This is a genomic window from Pseudomonas sp. MWU16-30322 (assembly GCF_020515535.1).
In the GTDB taxonomy this organism is placed as follows: domain Bacteria; phylum Pseudomonadota; class Gammaproteobacteria; order Pseudomonadales; family Pseudomonadaceae; genus Aquipseudomonas; species Aquipseudomonas fluorescens_H.
This window is the reverse complement of sequence record NZ_JAIWYL010000009.1, coordinates 339,957-356,735: the sequence shown is the minus strand read 5'-3', so window position 1 is coordinate 356,735 and position 16,779 is coordinate 339,957. Positions and strand designations below refer to the sequence as shown.

Genomic DNA, 16,779 nt, shown 5'->3' with positions numbered 1-16,779 from the left:
TTCGATGAACTGAAGCAAGCCACTGTCGAAAACTGTGCAACTCATTGAATCTCAAGGAGTTTTCCGTTTCGACTGCGCCGGAAGTGGGGCGAATTATAGACCTCCAGAATCTGCCGTCAACCGTTAATTTCAGTTTTATTGCAAAACCTGCTTTTTGGTCAGCAAACGCGGGATTCGACGCGCAACCGCAGGTACACGCATCAGTAAAAGCACCGCACCTATAAAGGCATAGATCGCCCACTCCTTGAGATCAGCACGCACGATCCACAGCATATGCAGCAATCCCAGCCCGAGAATCACATACACCAACCGATGCAATTTCTTCCAGCGCACACCCAAACGCCGCTGACTGTAGCGATTGGAAGTCACCGCCAACGCCAACAGACCAAGGAAAGCCAACGTCCCCACAATAATGTACGGCCGCTTACGCAACTCCACGCCCAACTGCGACCAGTCGAAACCGAGAATAAACGCCATATAGCTGAACAGATGCAGAACCACATAAGCAAAACACCAGAGTCCCAATTGACGGCGCACAGCAATCCACCCTGCCCACCCCGTCAATTTCTGCAGCGGCGTCATGCTCAACGTGATCAACAGCAATACCAGCGTCCCCAGCCCCAATCGATCAACCAGCACCTTGCCAGGATCCGGACCGAGCACATCGGCAAACGCCTGATAAAACCAAAGCAATGGCCAGGTCGCCGCCGCAATGAAAACGCCTACACGCCAGAACGGATATCGCATCAGTAGTTCTTCCGCAGATCGAGCCCTGTATATAAAGAAGCAACTTCATCCGCATAGCCGTTGAACATCTGTGTATCACGCACATTCGGCTTGAACAGACTGTTCGGCAGACGCCGTTCCCGCGCCTGAGTCCAGCGCGGATGATCGACCGTGGGATTCACGTTGGCATAAAACCCGTATTCATCAGCCGCGATGCTCTGCCAGGTGGTCTTGGGCTGTTCGCTGACCAGACTTATCCGCACAATCGACTTCACACTTTTGAAGCCGTACTTCCACGGCACCACCAGACGCAGCGGCGCACCATTCTGATTAGGCAACTCGCGGCCATACATGCCTACCGCCAGAATCGCCAAGGGATTCATCGCCTCATCAAGGCGCAAGCCTTCTACATAAGGCCAGTCGATCAGGGCAAAACCCGAGCGCTGCCCTGGCATGCTCTTGGGATCCTGCAGGGTTTCGAAGCGAATGTATTTGGCCTTAGAGGTCGGCTCGACCTGCTTGAGCAACGCAGAAATCGGAAAGCCAATCCACGGGATGACCATCGACCACGCTTCAACACAGCGAAGGCGATAGATACGCTCCTCCAACTGGTACGGCTTCATGAAGTCTTCCAGCGCGTAACGCCCGGGCTTACCCACTTCCCCATCGACGACAACACTCCACGGCTCGGTTTTCAGCGAACCGGCATTGGCAGCCGGATCGCCCTTGTCAGTGCCGAACTCATAGAAGTTGTTGTAGTGGGTCGCGTCTTTATAAGGCGTGATCGCCTCATCCTTGACGTTGACTGCGCCCCATTTAGTAGAGGGGAGCTTCTCGGCAAACCAGGCAGGCGCCTTGCCCGGCTCGACATCGGCATAACGCGCCGCGTCTTCAGCGCTGGCCCAACGCGGCAGGCTGCTCACGGCGATACCGGCAGCGGTAGCTCCGAGCAATTGGCGACGAGAAAGATAAATGGCTTCAGGCGTGACATCCGACTCATGGCAGTCGGACGCTTTGGGGATTTTGATCAGCATGGCAACTCCGCAGCTTTGGAGGACAGATGCACCCATAGACTGCGGAGTATGCGGGAAATTACATCACTCGGCGTTTTTGTGACGACGAAGATGCAACAGATATTGCACCGGGCCGGAAGCCGCGTAAGCGAGGAACACCAGCAGCAAAATGCGCGGTGGATCGCTGAACACCACGGCGAACACCAGCACCACGGCGAGAATCGCCACGAACGGCACACGGCCCTTCAAATCCAGCTCCTTGAAGCTGTTGTACTTGATGTTGCTGACCATCAGCATGCCGGCAGCCGCCACCATCAGCGCGACCAGGAACGACATCTTCGAACCCTGAATGCCGTAATCGCTGAACGCCCAGACGATCCCAGCGACCACGCCGGCAGCTGCCGGGCTGGCCAGACCGATGAAGTAGCGCTTGTCCGCCGTACCGACCTGGGTGTTGAAACGCGCCAGACGCAAAGCGGCACCGGCTACATAGATGAAGGCAACCATCCAGCCGACCTTGCCCATGTCGCCCAATGCCCAGCCAAAGGCCAGCAGCGCCGGTGCGACACCGAAAGCGACCATGTCCGACAGCGAGTCATACTCGGCGCCGAAGGCACTTTGCGTATTGGTCATGCGCGCGACACGGCCATCAAGACCATCGAGCACCATGGCCACGAAGATTGCGATCGCGGCGAAGGCGAAATACTTGCTCGCGTTCGCAGAGTCCCCGGCGCTCAAGGCAGCCTGGGCACTCATCGAGTTGATGATGGAATAAAACCCTGCGAACAGGTTCGCAGTGGTGAACAGATTCGGCAGCAGATAGATACCACGATGCCGGACTTTACGACCTTCTGCGTCGTGCCCTTCCTCGACATGTTCATCGATGGGCAGCAGGCTTTCGGCGTCAGAAGCCTGGTTCGGCTCTTCGGGACGTTCGCTCATGGACATTACCTTGCAACGGTTTGGAAAGTTTCGAAAGGTGCCTGTGACGACGGTTCGGCCACAAACGATGCAGCTTTATACCAGAACCATCGGTTTCAAACGAAAAAACGCGGCCGAAGCCGCGTTTTTCGTACAAGGATGACGACTTAGTTTTTGGCTTTGTCGACGATCTTGTTGGCACCGATCCACGGCATCATGGAGCGCAGTTGCTCGCCGATGATTTCGATACCGTGAGCGGCGTTGTTACGACGCTTGGCGGTCATCGAAGGGTAGCCGGTTGCGCCTTCGCTGATGAACATTTTGGCGTATTCGCCGTCCTGAATACGTTTCAGGGCATTGCGCATGGCCTGACGGGATTCGGCGTTGATCACTTCCGGACCGGTCACGTACTCGCCGTACTCAGCGTTGTTGGAGATCGAGTAGTTCATGTTGGCGATACCGCCTTCGTACATGAGGTCAACGATCAGTTTCAGTTCGTGCAGGCACTCGAAGTAGGCCATTTCCGGCGCGTAGCCAGCTTCAACCAGAGTTTCGAAACCGGCTTTGACCAGTTCAACGGTACCGCCGCACAGTACGGCTTGCTCGCCGAACAGGTCGGTTTCGGTCTCGTCCTTGAAGGTGGTTTCGATGATGCCGGTACGACCGCCACCCACACCAGCTGCGTAGGACAGTGCAACGTTTTTGGCGTTACCCGAGGCGTCCTGGTAGATCGCGATCAGGTCAGGGATACCGCCGCCCTTCACGAACTCGGAACGTACGGTGTGACCCGGGGCTTTCGGCGCGATCATGATCACGTCGAGGTCGGCACGCGGAACAACCTGGTTGTAGTGGATCGCGAAGCCGTGGGAGAAGGCCAGGGTGGCGCCTTTCTTGATGTTTGGCTCGATTTCGTTCTTGTACAGCGAGGACTGGAACTCGTCCGGGGTCAGGATCATGACCAGGTCGGCAGCAGCTACAGCGGAAGCAACGTCGGTCACTTTCAGGCCGTGGGCTTCGGCTTTGGCAACAGTGGCCGAACCTTTACGCAGACCGACGGTAACGTCGACACCGGAATCTTTCAGGTTGCACGCTTGAGCGTGGCCTTGGGAGCCGTAACCGATGATGGCAACTTTCTTGCCCTGGATGATCGACAGGTCGCAGTCTTTATCGTAGAAAACTTTCATGAATTTCCCCTATATATCCAGGCCGTTCAGGCCATTCGCTAATTTGGTTTAGATGCTGAGTACTTTGTCGCCGCGGGCAATGCCGGTCACGCCGCTACGGACGGTTTCCAGAATCGATGCGGTGCCGATGGACTGAATGAAGCTGTCGAGCTTGTCGCTGGTACCGGTCAATTGAACGGTATACACGCTGGCGCTGACATCGACGATCTGTCCACGGTAAATATCGGTGGTGCGTTTGATCTCGGCGCGCTGGGCACCAGTGGCCTTGACCTTGACCAACATCAGCTCGCGCTCGATGTGAGCGCTTTCCGACAGGTCCACCAGCTTGACCACTTCGATCAGCTTGTTCAGGTTTTTGGTGATCTGCTCGATGATTTCATCGTGGCCGACAGTGGTCAGCGTCAGACGCGACAGCGTCGGGTCTTCGGTTGGCGCCACCGTCAGGCTTTCAATGTTGTAGTTGCGCTGCGAGAACAGGCCGACTACGCGAGACAAAGCGCCGGGTTCGTTTTCCAGAAGCAGGGAAATAATGTGCCGCATGATTAAGTACGCTCCGTCTTGCTCAGCCACATATCGCGCATGGAGCCGTCTTTGATCTGCATCGGGTAGACGTGCTCGCTGGTATCGACCGAAATATCGATCACCACCAGACGATCTTTCATGGCGAACGCCTCTTCCATCTTCGACTTCAAATCTTTCGAATCAGTGATGCGCACGCCGACGTGACCGTAGGCTTCAGCCAGTTTGACGAAGTCAGGCAGCGACTCCATATAAGAGTGCGAGTGGCGGCTGCCATAGCTCATGTCCTGCCACTGACGAACCATCCCCAGAACACCGTTGTTCAGGATGACGATTTTCACCGGCAAGCCATATTGCAGGCAGGTCGACAGTTCCTGGATGTTCATCTGGATACTGCCTTCGCCGGTGACGCAGGCAACGTCGTCATCCGGGAAGCTCAACTTGATGCCCATGGCCGCCGGGAAACCGAAGCCCATGGTGCCCAGGCCACCGGAGTTGATCCAGCGGTTCGGCTTGTTGAACTTGTAGTACTGCGCAGCGAACATCTGGTGCTGGCCCACGTCGGAAGTGATGAAGGCATCGCCCTTGGTCACTTCGCACAGGGTCTCGATCACGGTCTGCGGCTTGATCAGGCTGCCGTCGCCCTTGTCATAAGGGAACAGGCCGCGATCGCCGCGCCATTCATCGACCTGCTTCCACCAACTGGCAACGGACTCCTTGTTCGGGGTCTCGCCGATTTCCTTGAGGATCGCGACCATTTCGGTCAGGACACTCTCAACCGGACCAACGATTGGCACGTCGGCCTTGATGGTCTTGGAGATCGAAGCCGGGTCGATGTCGATGTGGATGATCTTGGCGTTCGGGCAGAACTTCGCCGCGCCGTTGATTACACGGTCATCGAAACGTGCGCCGACAGCCAGGATCACGTCGGCATGGTGCATCGCCAGGTTGGCGGTGTAGCTGCCGTGCATGCCAAGCATGCCGATGAACTGACGGTCGGTGCCTGGGAAACCACCCAGGCCCATCAAGGTGTTGGTCACTGGCAGGTTGAGCATTTTGGCCAGTTCGGTCAGCGGTGCGGAACCGTTGCCCAGGATCACGCCGCCACCGGAATAAAGCACTGGGCGTTTGGCCGCCAAGAGCATTTCTGCCGCTTTGCGGATCTGCCCGGAGTGGCCGCGAACGGCCGGGCTGTAGGAACGCAGCTTGGCTTTTTTCGGGAAGACGTATTCGAACTTCTCGGCCGGGTTGGTCATGTCTTTCGGGATATCGACCACGACCGGACCTGGACGACCGGATTGCGCAAGGTAGAAGGCCTTCTTCATGACTTCCGGGATTTCCGAGGCGTGCTTGATCATGAAGCTGTGCTTCACGATCGGCCGGGAGATACCGATCATGTCGGTTTCCTGGAACGCGTCGGTGCCGACCATGGTGCTTGGCACCTGACCGGAAATGATCACCATTGGAATCGAATCCATATAGGCGGTGGCGATACCGGTGATGGCGTTTGTGGCGCCAGGACCGGAAGTCACCAATACCACGCCGGCTTTACCGGTGGCACGGGCGTAGCCGTCAGCCATATGGGTAGCCGCTTGCTCGTGACGAACCAGGATGTGGGTCACTTCCGGTTCTTTGAACAGGGCATCGTAAACATGAAGGAGAGCACCACCAGGGTACCCGTAGATATATTTGACGCCTTCGTCACGCAAGAAGCGGACGAGCATCTCACCGCCAGATAAAAGCTCCACGTTGTTCACCTCTAAAACGCCAGAATACCGTCCACACAAAAGGGGCGGGTCTTAATAGGTTTACTTCTCGGCAGAGCATGAGCGACGGTGGTCGCCGACTACGTCAGCACTGACTGAGCAAGTATTGGGATCGTCCCAAGTGTTGCGGGCCTTTCCCACCCAGCGCGAGGTAACGCGTTGCGGGTGTAACAGGTCGACGCGGATATGCGCCTCATGATCTACCGAGTGGGTCTGCTTCTGGCAGTCCCTCTACAGCGGACTTTGGATTCTTCTGTTTCGCCCTCTCCAAGTCAAGCCGTCAATGTGCTTAATTGTGGGTAAGCACATGAGAACGCAAGAAAAAACCTGAAAACCGCTACTCTGTTAGTGTCAATTGCGCAATTTTGCCAAGGAATCAGCATGCGAACGCTCCTCGTCACACTGCTGATCGGTCTCAGCCCGTGGTGCATGGCCGGTCAGATCTACAAATGGGTCGATGCCCAAGGCGTCACTCACTTCGATGCGCAGCCGCCGCAAGGTCAGCCGGCGACGACCATACAGACGCCCTCCTCGCCCCTGCCGAAACCTGCCGCCATACCTGGCAGCGGTGCGTTGGGCGATCAGAAAGCCATCGACGACAAGGTGAAGAAGCAGGTGACCGAGCAGCAGGCGCAGCTCAAGGCGTTTTGCGAGCAGGCACGGACGAACCTGGCGCAATTGCAGAACAATCCGCGTTTGAGGGAGGAAGTGGAGGGAGAACTGAGGCGTCTCGACGATGCACAACGGCTGGAGCGCATTGTCGAAGCGCAGAAGCAGATTGCGCAGAACTGCGAATAGACACCTGTAGGAGCTGCGATCTTTTGACCTTGTTTCCAAGAGCAGATCGAAAGATCGCAGCCTGCGGCAGTTCCTACAGGGAGATCGGCGCTAGCGGGAAGCGGTGATCAGCAGGTCAAACTCTTTGAGCAACACCTGCAATTGCCGATCCTTGCCCTGCAGATTGCGCTGGGCAAAGACCATTTCGGCCATTTCCTGAATGCCCGAGGCATTGGGTAACGGCAGATCCTGCTCAAGAATCATCTTCATCCGAGGCAGGAAGATCCATTGCAGCCACTGCTCGAAATCCAGCGTGTCGACCGAAAACGGCTCGACACTGCTCAAGGCTTCGACCGATGGCTGAACCTCATCCCACCAACCCTGCGCGCGCAGTTCGCGCTCGATCAACAGCAACTGATCGGCGATTTTCGGGAAACGGCGATCCATCACAGTGAAACCTTGGCCTTCTGACGGGCCTGAGCGGCGCCGGCGGAATCGCCTTGTTTCTCACGGGACTGAGCGATGATTTCCCACAGATTGGCCTGCAAGTCCGGACGACCGTTGGCCATGGTCAGCGCCCGACGGGCGAACTGCTCGGCCTGTGGCGCATCACCTTGAGCCATGCGTACTTGCGCCAAGCGGTAAAGCACTTGCGGCTCACGCGGGGCAACGCGTTGAGCGCGTTCCAGGCTGGAAGACGCACCGTTGAGGTCACCACCCGCCTGCTGCTGTTGCGCGGTGGTCAGCAAGGCGAGCACCGGGCCATCGAGCTGTTCGTCAGCCGACAGACCGCCGCCACTGCTGGCCGAAGGAATGCCGCTTGGGGTCGAAGGCATGCTGTAGCTGCCGGAGTTGATCGGCGCCGACTCGACCGACGACGGGTTGTACGGCCCCGCGGTGATACCGCCGGACGCTGGCCCCGGAACGATCGGCGACGTGCTGATCGGCGTCGAAGTTGTAGCGCCACCGCCCGGCACCATCACTACCACACCGGTGTCGCCTTGCGGGATGGCCTGGGATTGCGCCTGATCCTGCACCGGGCGTTTGACTGTCGTCTTGCGGAAGCCGCCGTTGGCCGACAGGCGTTCGCTGTTGGACACGGTCGTGCCGGCATCCACCACCGGGATCGAACCACGCTGTACGGTAGAGCAGCCGCTGAGCAAAGCCACGGCAGTCACCGCTGGAATCAACCACTTGTTCACTTGAAACCCTCTTTGCTTAATTCATCCAGCCCTTGACCCAATCCATCACCGACTCTGGCGAAGCAGGCGTTTCGCTTGCACACGAGGCGCCGGGTGGCGGTTCGCTGCCGCGAATATACGGCATCTGCACCGCGCCCGGACAGTTGGCATCGGAGCCTTGCCCGGTACGCGAATCGACCCACGCCTGGACGATGTTGTCCGGCTGCGGCATGTCCAGCGGCAGCGGATCGGCCTTGCGCATGAAACTGGTCCAGACCTGCAACGCGCCAGTCGCACCGGTGAACGGGGTCTTGCCGTTGTCGTCACGACCCAGCCAGACCACCGCCAACAGATCCTGACTGAAACCGGCGAACCAGCTATCGCGCGAATCGTTACTGGTACCGGTCTTGCCGGCCAGCGTCAGGGTCTTGGGCAGCACGTTGTAAACCGAACTGCCGGTACCTTCACGCATTACCCGCTGCATGGCGTTCTGGATCAGGTAGATGGAGGCCGGATCGAAACGCTGTTGAATCTGGAACGGATAACGCTTGAGCGGTTCACCATCGGCGGTCAGTACGCTACGGATCCCGCGCATCGGCGTATTGAAACCGCCGTTGGCCAGGGTCTGATACATGGTCGCCACTTCGATCGGGGTCATGCCGCCGGCACCCAGCAACATCGACGGGAATGCCGGGAATTCCCGCGTAACGCCCAGGCGTCCCAAGGTCTTGAGCACGTTCGGCACGCCTACTTCCAGGCCCAGACGCGAGGTCGACAGGTTGTAGGAATGCGCCAGCCCCTGATAGAGGAACACGGTGCCGTGGGAGCGACGGTCATAGTTCTGTGGTTTCCACACCTGACCGTCCGCCCCCTTGACCGCCAGCGGTTCGTCCGACAGCCAACTGGTCAGCGTGTACTGGCTCGGTTTCTCCAGCGCGGTCAGATAGACCGCCGGCTTGATCAGCGAGCCCACCGGCCGCACCGCATCCAGCGCCCGATTGAAACCGGCAAAACTGGCCTGCCGGCTGCCGATCATGGCCTGGACTTCGCCGGTCTCCGGGTTGGTCACGACCATCGCCGCTTCCACGTCATCGGAGCCCTTGCGTCCGGCCAGGCGTTTAAAGGTGTCATTGACCGACGCCTCGGCCTTCATCTGCAGAATCGGGTCGAAACTGGTGAAGATCCGCAGGCCTTCTTCGGTCAAGTCTTCGTCGCGGTAGTCTTCACGCAACTGGCGTTTGACCAGATCGATAAAGCCCGGGAACGAGCTGTCGGCGAGCTTGCCGCGAGTGGTGACACCCAGTGGCATTTTCTTCGCCGCTTCGACCTGTTCGGCAGTCGCCACGCCTTGCTGCTCAAGCACGTCGAGCACCAGGTTACGCCGCTCCAGCGCGCGTTCCGGGTTGCGACGCGGGTTGTAGTAGGACGGCCCTTTGACCATGCCGACCAGCAACGCTACCTGATGCAGCTTCAGCTCGGACAATGGCTGACCGAAGAAGAACTGACTGGCCAGACCAAAGCCGTGCACCGCACGCTGACCGTCCTGCCCGACGAAGACTTCGTTGAGGTAGGCCTCAAGAATTTCCTTCTTGTCGTAGTGCAGCTCCAGCAGCATCGCCATCATCGCTTCGGTGAGCTTGCGGCTCAGGCTGCGCTCATTGGTGAGGTAAAAGTTTTTCACCAACTGCTGGGTCAGCGTACTGCCACCCTGGGTCATCTTGCCGCCAGAGGTATTGACCCAGATGGCCCGGGCAATCGACTTCGGCGACACGCCCCAGTGACTGTAGTAGTCCCGGTCTTCCACCGCGATCAGAGTATCGAGCAGGTACGGCGGCACCTGATCGATCTTGATCAGGATGCGGTCTTCAAGGTTTTTCGGATAAATGCCGCCGATCAACAGCGGCTCCAGCCGCACCACGGACAATTTCGCACCGTTGAGCCCCGAGAGTTCGGCCACATAGTCGCCGGAGAAGCGCACGCGCACCGGCTGGGCTTTTTCCAGGCCTTCATAGAACTGGAAGCCACGGGTATTCAGATCAACGGTATTGCCGTTGACGGCAGCAGCGCCGGGGCCATTGCTCACGGCTTCGCGGCGATAGCCCAAGGCATCGAGCTCGGTGAGGAAATCTTCCTTGCTCAGCTTTTGTCCGACGAACAGCTCAAGCGGACGCGCGTATACCTTGGCCGGGATGGTCCAGCGCTTGCCGGAGAACTTCTCCTGCACCACGGCATCGAGGTAAACGGCGAAGCCAGCCAGCACCACAAGGCCGACCAGACTGAGTTTAATGGCCCAACCCAGCCATGGGCGCAGGCCCTGGGAAGGTGGTTTTTTCTTGGTACGGGGGGATCGAGTTCGAGTCATGGCGGCGGATTATACGCACTTTATTCATACTCAACAGGAGCGCTCCGAGGTTTGCGTCAGGCTGGCGAGCGGCCATAATGGCGGCCTCGAATTTCCCAGTCTCTGAAGGATCGCCCGTGAGCCAGTCACTGATCGCTGCCCTGCAAAACCCGGCCCTCTACCCGCACCCCGTCGAAGGGTTCCAGGTCATCGAAACCCATATCTCGTGGGTGATCCTCACCGGCCCGTTTGCTTATAAAGTGAAGAAGCCGGTGAATTTCGGCTTCCTCGACTTCACCAGCCTCGAATCGCGCGCGCACTTCTGCGCTGAAGAACTGCGTCTGAACCAGCGCCTGACCGAAGATTTGTATCTGGACGTGTTGCCGGTGACCGGCAGTGTCGAAGCGCCACAACTGGGCGGCGACGGCCCGGTGATCGAATATGTGCTGAAAATGCGTCAATTCCCACAGACCGGCCTGCTCAGCACCTTGCAAGCCAACGGCGAGCTGACCACTCAGCACATCGACGAAATGGCCGAGCAGATCGCCAGATTCCACCTCAGCGCGCCAAAAGTCCCGGCCGAACACGACGCCGGCACGCCGGACAGCGTGATGGCCCCGGTGCGCCAGAACTTCGAACAGATCCTGCCGTTCCTCAGCGACAAAAATGATCTGCTGCAACTCGAGGCACTGAAAGCCTGGGCCGAAAGCAGCTTCGATCGTCTCAAGGCACTGTTCAGCCAGCGCAAGGCCGAGGGTTTCACTCGCGAATGCCACGGCGACATCCACTTGGGTAACGCCACTGTCATCAATGGCAAAGTGGTGATCTTCGACTGCATCGAGTTCAACGAACCGTTCCGCTTCACCGACGTCTGGGCCGACACCGGTTTCCTGGCGATGGACCTGGAAGACCGTGGCCTGAAATCCCTGGCCCGCCGCTTCATCAGCCAGTACCTGGAGCTGACCGGCGACTATCAAGGTCTGGAAGTGCTGAACTTCTATAAAGCCTACCGCGCACTGGTTCGTGCCAAAGTCGCGCTGTTCAGCATGCCGGCGGATGCCACCCCGGTGCAGCGCGCAACCACCCTGCGCCAATACCGCAACTACGCCAACCTGGCGGAAAGCTACAGCACCATTCCTTCGCGCTTCATGGCCATCACCCACGGCGTATCCGCTGTCGGCAAGAGCCACGTGGCGATGCGCCTGGTCGAAGCGCTGGGCGCGATTCGCCTGCGTTCCGACGTCGAGCGCAAGCGCCTGTTCGGTGAGCAGACCGTAGCCAACGACGTGCAGGCCGGGATTTACAGCGCCGATGCCAGCGCCGCCACTTATGCCCGCCTGCATGAGATTGCCGGAGTGATTCTGCACGCCGGTTTCCCGGTGGTGATCGATGCGACCTACCTCAAGCGCGAGCAACGCGACAACGCCGCTCAAGTGGCTGAGGCCACCGGCACGCCGTTCCTGATTCTCGACTGCAACGCACCGCAAGCCGTGATCGAGAGCTGGCTGGCGATTCGTCAGGCTGACAAGAAAGATCCTTCCGACGCCACGCTGGCGGTAATAGAGGCCCAACAGGCCAGCCGCGAAGCACTGACGCCAGAAGAGATTCTGCGCAGCAAACGCGTGCAGACCAATGAAAGCGGGACCCTCGACACCGTAGTCGCACAGATCCGCCAGCGCCTGCCAGGCCTGTAAGAAACTATTTCGGCCGTGAAGCCCTCGCTTGCTTCACGGCCGTCAAATAGTGGCACTATACTGGCGTCATAAAACCAACAGGTGATGTGACATGAGCCAGCCGAAACTTCTCGACACCCCGCTTTATGCCTTGCTGCACAAAGACGACATCGCAGGCTTCAACAAGGAACGCCCGAACGACGGCCCGATCGACATGGTCGGTGGCGACTTCCGTGGTCTCGACTTGCGTGAACTGAACGCCGATGGCGTGGATTTCCGGGACGCCTACTTCCGCTCTGCCGATTTGCGTGGCATTGACTTCCGTAATGCATCACTCGAAGGCGCGAGCCTGGCCCATGCGCAGATTTCCGGCGCGTACTTCCCGCCGGAACTGAGTGCCGACGAGATCCTGATGTCGATGAATTTCGGCACCCGCCTGCGCTATCGCACTCGCTGATAATTTTTATCTTTCTCTGACCCGACGCCTTTCCCGTGTGGGAGCGGGCTTGCTCGCTAAGGCGTAGTGTCAGTCGATACATCTGGTGGCTGACAGGACGCCTTCGCGAGCAAGCCCCGCTCCTACATGTTTTCGCGTTTCTTCCCTCCTTTCTGCGTTCGCAGCCCCTTTCTTAGAAGCGTTTGCGTCGAATCCGACCAAACAACCACGCTTTTCCTACTGATGGCTACACTCCTGAGAAGATCGCCCACGCACCATTCGGCCGTCGCAAGGAGGCTTGATGAATGATGAACTGCAACACCTGAAGAATCTTGGCAAGACGTCGGCGCAATGGCTGCATGCCGTGGGTATCCACAGCGCCTCGGACTTGCGTCGCCTGGGGGCGGTGGACGCCTATCGGGCCGTGCGTACCCGCGGGTTTCGCGCATCAAAGGTGTTGTTGTACGCGATCGAAGGGGCGCTGATGGATGTGCACTGGAACGACATCCCGGCCGAACGCAAAGACGCCTTGAACAAGCAGCTCGAAGCCATCTCCTCGCGTCACAAGAACTGAACAGGCGCTGACGGCCATGTATCTGCTCGGGGAACAATCGGCACCTGTCGATGCACTGATCAATCGTTTGCAGAGTTTGCCTGCAAGCTGGCTCGAGGGTCTTTCGCCGTGCGGGCCAGCCTTTGAGCCAGAAATCTCTGACGACCTGATGGCACAGCTCCCACATGATCAGCTGTTTCTACTGACAGAAGGCGTCATCAACGGCTACATCGGCGGCCGTGCGCTGTTTTACTGGCAGGAAGGCGATCTGATCGGTCTGCTGCAAGGTGACGCCTGGGCCGATTGCCGTCTGCGCAGCGACGGGCCATTGCGCTTGCTGCCCTATCGGCGAACCGAACTGTTCCAGCATTTATATGCCGAGCCGGGCCGGGCCGAGCAGTGGCTTGAGTATCTGCTGGGGCAGATGGCGCTGCTGGCTCACGCGGTGGCCGAGCTGAAACCGCGGGAGTTCCGCAGCACCAATGGCTTTAAACGGGTCGCGAGCGGTGAGGTGTTGATCCAGCAGGGCGATGCCGCTGATCACGTCTTCGTGATCATCGAGGGGCATGCCGAAGCGTTTGTTGATGGGCACAAGGTCGGCGAAGTGCCCAAGGACGAGATTTTCGGCGCCATGGCGGTGTTCACCGGTGAGCCACGCAATGCGACGGTCATCGCTCGCGAGCCGAGCACGGTGATGCTGATTCCCGGCGAGCAGTTTCTGAGCATGACCCGCACCAATCCGAAGATCGCGCACAGCCTGATTGAGAGCATGGCCCGGCGCATCGGCCAGCTCAATCAGCAGATCACGCAACTGAGTGCAATCAAAGCTCCATGTTGAGTCCCTTGTTTCCGGGGCATTCCAGCCATTTGCACGACTAAATCAAGCAAACGGAAAAACAGTGGTTGACTCGGTAATGAGAATCGCTATGATTATCACAACTGGTCGCGAGATCAGTCGATATTCTGAAAAGCCCTTGGTTCGGACTCTCAGATTATCTCCTCATCAGGCTAATCACGGTTATTTGACCCGGTTTTTACCGGGTCTTTTTTTGCCTGTGGAAAGTCATTGGCCAAATTGTTTGCGCATCTGCACGCAGTAATCCTGCGCGGGCATGGCCGGGGTGTACCAGATGAAATCAGCCATCGCCGCAGTCACTTCAGCGCCCTGCTCGGCCAGCATCAGCACCGTTGGTGCCCGGGCCGCGCCCAGATCCAGCACATGCAGCGGCACGCCAACATCCTTGCGCGCATGCCAGCCCCCCGCCAACAGTAACGCCGGCGTCGGTGCCGCCATCAAGCGTTCGGCCATACGCCGATCCCGCTGTTGTTGAACAGCAAGCATCGCCGGCATCTGTGATTTGGGCAGCAAGCCGCAATGTGAGTCGCTGATCTGTTCGAGCAGCGTGGCTTTTACCAATGCCGCATTGCTGCGAACACCGCTCAGGGCTGGCGACTGGCGGTAGACAGCGCGGATTTCGCCGTCATCCAGATTGGCCGCCAACAGCGGATAGGGTTGCGTGAGGGCAAACCGAACGATCGGTCCATAGAGAGTCCAGTCCCAGCCATCCTGCCAGGCCAACGCGGCGGGAAGATCAGTAGGGGGCGCTGCTGCATGGCGAACCTGGTCAACGTTCGGCTGTTGCTTCGGCGTGAGCATTTCCAGCAGCAGACTGCCCTGAGGACGCTGCTCCCCAAGTGCCTGCAACAGCCACAACTGCGCGGCGTGGTGATCGGCGTTGTCATGCTGCTCGCCGATGATGAGCAGTTGCGGTCCCGACAGACGCGTCAGCAGTTCCTGTGCCGTCAGTATCTGGCCGCTGTGCAGATCACGAATTTCGCCACTGATTGGCGGGGGCGGGGCAACATGCTGACACCCTGCAAGCAGCAACACCGCTAACAACCACATCCCGCGCATACCATCACCTCGATGAGAAATCAGCGGGCGATGATCAGCGGATGCCCACGCTCCGGGTGCGGCTGCACCAATACTTCAAGACCGAACACAGCTTTGAGCGAGTCCGGTCGCAAGACTTGCTGCGGCGTATCCAGCGCCACCGGGCGCCCGCCTTCGAGCAGCAACACCCGATCACAATAGCGCGCCGCCAGATTCAGATCATGCAGGATGACCAGCACCGCCGCGCCACGATCGGCAAACTCGCGCACCGCCTGCAACGTGGTGTGTTGATGCAAGGGATCGAGCATCGAGGTCGGCTCATCCAGCAACAGGGTTTGTCCGGCCTGCCCAGGCCATAGCTGCGCCAGCACCCGCGCCAGATGTACACGCTGGCGCTCGCCGCCCGACAGCGCCAGATAACTGCGCCCGCTCAGATGCCCGGCATCCGCAGCGGCCAGCGCTGCCGCAACGATCTCGTCGTCGCGCGCCCGACCGCTTTGATATGGCAGGCGGCCCATACCGACCACTTCTTCCACGCGGAAGGCAAAATCCAGCGTCGACACCTGCGGCAACACCGCCAGACGCTGGGCGCGCTGCGTACCTGTCCAGTGACTCAGCGCCTTGTCATCGAGCAACACCTCGCCCTCACCCGCAGCCAGTTCACCGCACAACGCACCGAGCAAGGTACTTTTGCCGGCACCGTTCGGCCCGAGCACACCCAGCACCTCACCGGGTTCAAGTTGCAGGGTGACGTCGCTGAGGACTGTCTTGCGCCCGCGACGGATATGCAGATTGTGCGCACGCAGCATCAGGCACGTCCTCGCAGCAGCAAATAGAGGAAGAACGGCGCACCGATAAACGCGGTGACAATACCGATCGGCAACTCCGCCGGCGCCAGCGCCAGCCGCGCCACTAGATCCGCTAGCAACAACAGGCTCGCCCCCGCCAACACTGATGCTGGCAACAGCACCCGGTGATCGGGCCCGGCCAATAAACGCACCAGATGCGGCACCACCAGCCCGACGAAGCCAATCATCCCCGCTGCTGCCACCGCTGCGCCAACACCCAACGCCGTGCAGAACACCAGTTCACGCTTGAGCCGTTCGACATCAATCCCCAGATGCCCGGCTTCTGACTCCCCGAGCAACAGCGCATTCAGCGCTTTGGCACGACGCGGCAGCCACAACGCAACGCCGGTGCTGATGATCAGCAATGGCCACAGCCGCGCATAACTGGCGCCATTGAGGCTGCCCAGATTCCAGAAAGTCAGCGTGCGCAAGGTCGCGTCATCCGCCAGATAGGTGAACAGACCCACCGCCGAGCTTGCCAACGCCGTCAGCGCGATCCCGGCCAGCAGCATGGTAGCGACGTTGGTCTGGCCGTTGCGCCGTCCGAGCCGATAGACCAGCGCCGTCACGCCCAGGCCACCGAGAAACGCGCACGCCGACAACAGGTACGGCCCGAACCACTCCGGCAAACCGCCAAAAAATGACCCGCCGACAATCGCCACCGCCGCACCCAGCGCTGCCCCACTGGAAACCCCGACCAACCCGGGATCGGCCAGCGGATTGCGAAACAAGCCCTGCATCGCCACACCCGACAGTGCCAGCACACCGCCGACGGCCAGGCCGAGCAAGGTACGCGGCAGACGGATCTGCCCGAGAATCAGCTCAGCCTGCTCCAGCCCGTCTGGCGCCACAGGTACGCCGAGCATGCGCAAGGCTGCGCGCAACGTATCGAACAGCGGCAGGCTCACCGGCCCCAGCGCCAATGACAGCCAGATGGCCAGCAAACA

The 16,779-nt window shown here is 59.3% G+C and carries 17 protein-coding genes; 5 read left to right on the top strand and 12 right to left on the bottom strand.

The features are described 5' to 3' along the window. Positions 1-135: 135 nt before the first annotated feature. The 6 genes from msrQ to LCH64_RS20730 form a co-directional block, all read right to left on the bottom strand. Positions 136-747 carry a protein-methionine-sulfoxide reductase heme-binding subunit MsrQ gene (gene msrQ, locus LCH64_RS20755; protein ID WP_226501127.1) on the bottom strand — a complete coding sequence of 204 codons (612 nt, stop codon included), beginning with the start codon at positions 745-747 and terminating at the stop codon, positions 136-138. Next, complete coding sequence (gene msrP / locus LCH64_RS20750) at positions 747-1,760, bottom strand: protein-methionine-sulfoxide reductase catalytic subunit MsrP (protein ID WP_103484948.1); 1,014 nt, start codon at positions 1,758-1,760, stop codon at positions 747-749. Before msrP ends, msrQ begins: the two co-directional genes overlap by 1 nt. Positions 1,761-1,823: 63 nt before the next feature. Beyond that, positions 1,824-2,681, bottom strand: a complete 858-nt coding sequence (gene pssA / locus LCH64_RS20745) for a CDP-diacylglycerol--serine O-phosphatidyltransferase (RefSeq protein WP_003228213.1) — start codon at positions 2,679-2,681, stop codon at positions 1,824-1,826. 146 nt (positions 2,682-2,827) lie between these two features. After that, the gene (gene ilvC, locus LCH64_RS20740) at positions 2,828-3,844 is read right to left on the bottom strand and encodes a ketol-acid reductoisomerase (protein WP_003228216.1); all 1,017 of its coding nucleotides are present in this window, start codon (positions 3,842-3,844) and stop codon (positions 2,828-2,830) included. A 48-nt stretch (positions 3,845-3,892) separates the two neighbouring features. Beyond that, positions 3,893-4,384, bottom strand: coding sequence for an acetolactate synthase small subunit (gene ilvN / locus LCH64_RS20735; RefSeq protein ID WP_003205610.1), 492 nt, complete (start codon positions 4,382-4,384; stop codon positions 3,893-3,895). A gap of 2 nt (positions 4,385-4,386) precedes the next feature. Continuing rightward, complete coding sequence (locus tag LCH64_RS20730) at positions 4,387-6,111, bottom strand: acetolactate synthase 3 large subunit (protein WP_045122841.1); 1,725 nt, start codon at positions 6,109-6,111, stop codon at positions 4,387-4,389. A 399-nt stretch (positions 6,112-6,510) separates the two neighbouring features. On the opposite strand from LCH64_RS20730, the gene LCH64_RS20725 reads away from it, so the two are divergent. After that, on the top strand, positions 6,511-6,927 hold the full coding sequence (locus LCH64_RS20725; RefSeq protein ID WP_226501126.1) for a DUF4124 domain-containing protein: 417 nt from the start codon (positions 6,511-6,513) through the stop codon (positions 6,925-6,927). A gap of 90 nt (positions 6,928-7,017) precedes the next feature. Here LCH64_RS20725 and LCH64_RS20720 read toward each other — a convergent pair whose 3' ends face one another. Genes LCH64_RS20720 through mrcB form a run of 3 tightly spaced genes read right to left on the bottom strand, consistent with a single transcriptional unit; the run spans position 7,018 to position 10,449 of the window. Beyond that, on the bottom strand, positions 7,018-7,353 hold the full coding sequence (locus tag LCH64_RS20720) for a YqcC family protein (RefSeq protein WP_003228220.1): 336 nt from the start codon (positions 7,351-7,353) through the stop codon (positions 7,018-7,020). Beyond that, positions 7,353-8,108 carry a hypothetical protein gene (locus LCH64_RS20715; RefSeq protein ID WP_226501125.1) on the bottom strand — a complete coding sequence of 252 codons (756 nt, stop codon included), beginning with the start codon at positions 8,106-8,108 and terminating at the stop codon, positions 7,353-7,355. The genes LCH64_RS20720 and LCH64_RS20715 overlap by 1 nt, the downstream gene beginning before the upstream one ends. 16 nt (positions 8,109-8,124) lie before the next feature. After that, a complete protein-coding gene (mrcB, locus tag LCH64_RS20710; RefSeq protein WP_103484951.1) occupies positions 8,125-10,449 on the bottom strand; it encodes a penicillin-binding protein 1B in 2,325 nt (774 codons plus the stop codon). Between the two features lie 116 nt (positions 10,450-10,565). Between mrcB and LCH64_RS20705 the strand changes: the two genes are divergently transcribed. The 4 genes from LCH64_RS20705 to LCH64_RS20690 all read left to right on the top strand — a co-directional run bounded on the left by LCH64_RS20705 (position 10,566) and on the right by LCH64_RS20690 (position 13,928). Continuing rightward, entirely contained in the window at positions 10,566-12,122 is a 1,557-nt protein-coding gene (locus LCH64_RS20705) for a bifunctional aminoglycoside phosphotransferase/ATP-binding protein (protein ID WP_226501124.1), read from the top strand. 91 nt (positions 12,123-12,213) lie between these two features. Beyond that, positions 12,214-12,558 (top strand): pentapeptide repeat-containing protein, encoded by a 345-nt coding sequence (locus LCH64_RS20700; RefSeq protein ID WP_003228227.1) that lies wholly within the window; start codon positions 12,214-12,216, stop codon positions 12,556-12,558. Between the two features lie 280 nt (positions 12,559-12,838). Continuing rightward, the gene (locus tag LCH64_RS20695; protein WP_003228231.1) at positions 12,839-13,111 is read left to right on the top strand and encodes a TfoX/Sxy family protein; all 273 of its coding nucleotides are present in this window, start codon (positions 12,839-12,841) and stop codon (positions 13,109-13,111) included. 16 nt (positions 13,112-13,127) lie between these two features. Next, complete coding sequence (locus LCH64_RS20690) at positions 13,128-13,928, top strand: Crp/Fnr family transcriptional regulator (RefSeq protein WP_226501123.1); 801 nt, start codon at positions 13,128-13,130, stop codon at positions 13,926-13,928. Between the two features lie 225 nt (positions 13,929-14,153). Here the strand turns inward: LCH64_RS20690 and LCH64_RS20685 are convergent, their stop codons facing one another. The 3 genes from LCH64_RS20685 to LCH64_RS20675 are packed head-to-tail and all read right to left on the bottom strand — an operon-like array spanning position 14,154 to position 16,776. Beyond that, positions 14,154-15,005 carry a ChaN family lipoprotein gene (locus LCH64_RS20685; protein WP_226501122.1) on the bottom strand — a complete coding sequence of 284 codons (852 nt, stop codon included), beginning with the start codon at positions 15,003-15,005 and terminating at the stop codon, positions 14,154-14,156. Positions 15,006-15,025: 20 nt separating this feature from the next. Further along, positions 15,026-15,793: a heme ABC transporter ATP-binding protein gene (locus tag LCH64_RS20680; RefSeq protein WP_003228237.1), complete on the bottom strand. Its 768-nt coding sequence runs from the start codon at positions 15,791-15,793 to the stop codon at positions 15,026-15,028. Next, positions 15,793-16,776 (bottom strand): iron ABC transporter permease, encoded by a 984-nt coding sequence (locus LCH64_RS20675; protein ID WP_226501132.1) that lies wholly within the window; start codon positions 16,774-16,776, stop codon positions 15,793-15,795. Before LCH64_RS20675 ends, LCH64_RS20680 begins: the two co-directional genes overlap by 1 nt. Positions 16,777-16,779 lie beyond the last annotated feature (3 nt).

Excerpts from the sequence above, each read along its gene's own strand:
- ilvN (WP_003205610.1), bottom strand. The coding sequence starts at position 4,384 with ATGCGGCACATTATTTCCCTGCTTCTGGAAAACGAACCCGGCGCTTTG.
- LCH64_RS20680 (WP_003228237.1), bottom strand. The coding sequence starts at position 15,793 with ATGCTGCGTGCGCACAATCTGCATATCCGTCGCGGGCGCAAGACAGTC.
- LCH64_RS20685 (WP_226501122.1), bottom strand. The coding sequence starts at position 15,005 with ATGCGCGGGATGTGGTTGTTAGCGGTGTTGCTGCTTGCAGGGTGTCAG.
- msrQ (WP_226501127.1), bottom strand. The coding sequence starts at position 747 with ATGCGATATCCGTTCTGGCGTGTAGGCGTTTTCATTGCGGCGGCGACC.
- LCH64_RS20720 (WP_003228220.1), bottom strand. The coding sequence starts at position 7,353 with ATGGATCGCCGTTTCCCGAAAATCGCCGATCAGTTGCTGTTGATCGAG.
- mrcB (WP_103484951.1), bottom strand. The coding sequence starts at position 10,449 with ATGACTCGAACTCGATCCCCCCGTACCAAGAAAAAACCACCTTCCCAG.
- LCH64_RS20700 (WP_003228227.1), top strand. The coding sequence starts at position 12,214 with ATGAGCCAGCCGAAACTTCTCGACACCCCGCTTTATGCCTTGCTGCAC.
- LCH64_RS20695 (WP_003228231.1), top strand. The coding sequence starts at position 12,839 with ATGAATGATGAACTGCAACACCTGAAGAATCTTGGCAAGACGTCGGCG.
- ilvC (WP_003228216.1), bottom strand. The coding sequence starts at position 3,844 with ATGAAAGTTTTCTACGATAAAGACTGCGACCTGTCGATCATCCAGGGC.
- LCH64_RS20690 (WP_226501123.1), top strand. The coding sequence starts at position 13,128 with ATGTATCTGCTCGGGGAACAATCGGCACCTGTCGATGCACTGATCAAT.
- LCH64_RS20725 (WP_226501126.1), top strand. The coding sequence starts at position 6,511 with ATGCGAACGCTCCTCGTCACACTGCTGATCGGTCTCAGCCCGTGGTGC.
- pssA (WP_003228213.1), bottom strand. The coding sequence starts at position 2,681 with ATGAGCGAACGTCCCGAAGAGCCGAACCAGGCTTCTGACGCCGAAAGC.
- msrP (WP_103484948.1), bottom strand. The coding sequence starts at position 1,760 with ATGCTGATCAAAATCCCCAAAGCGTCCGACTGCCATGAGTCGGATGTC.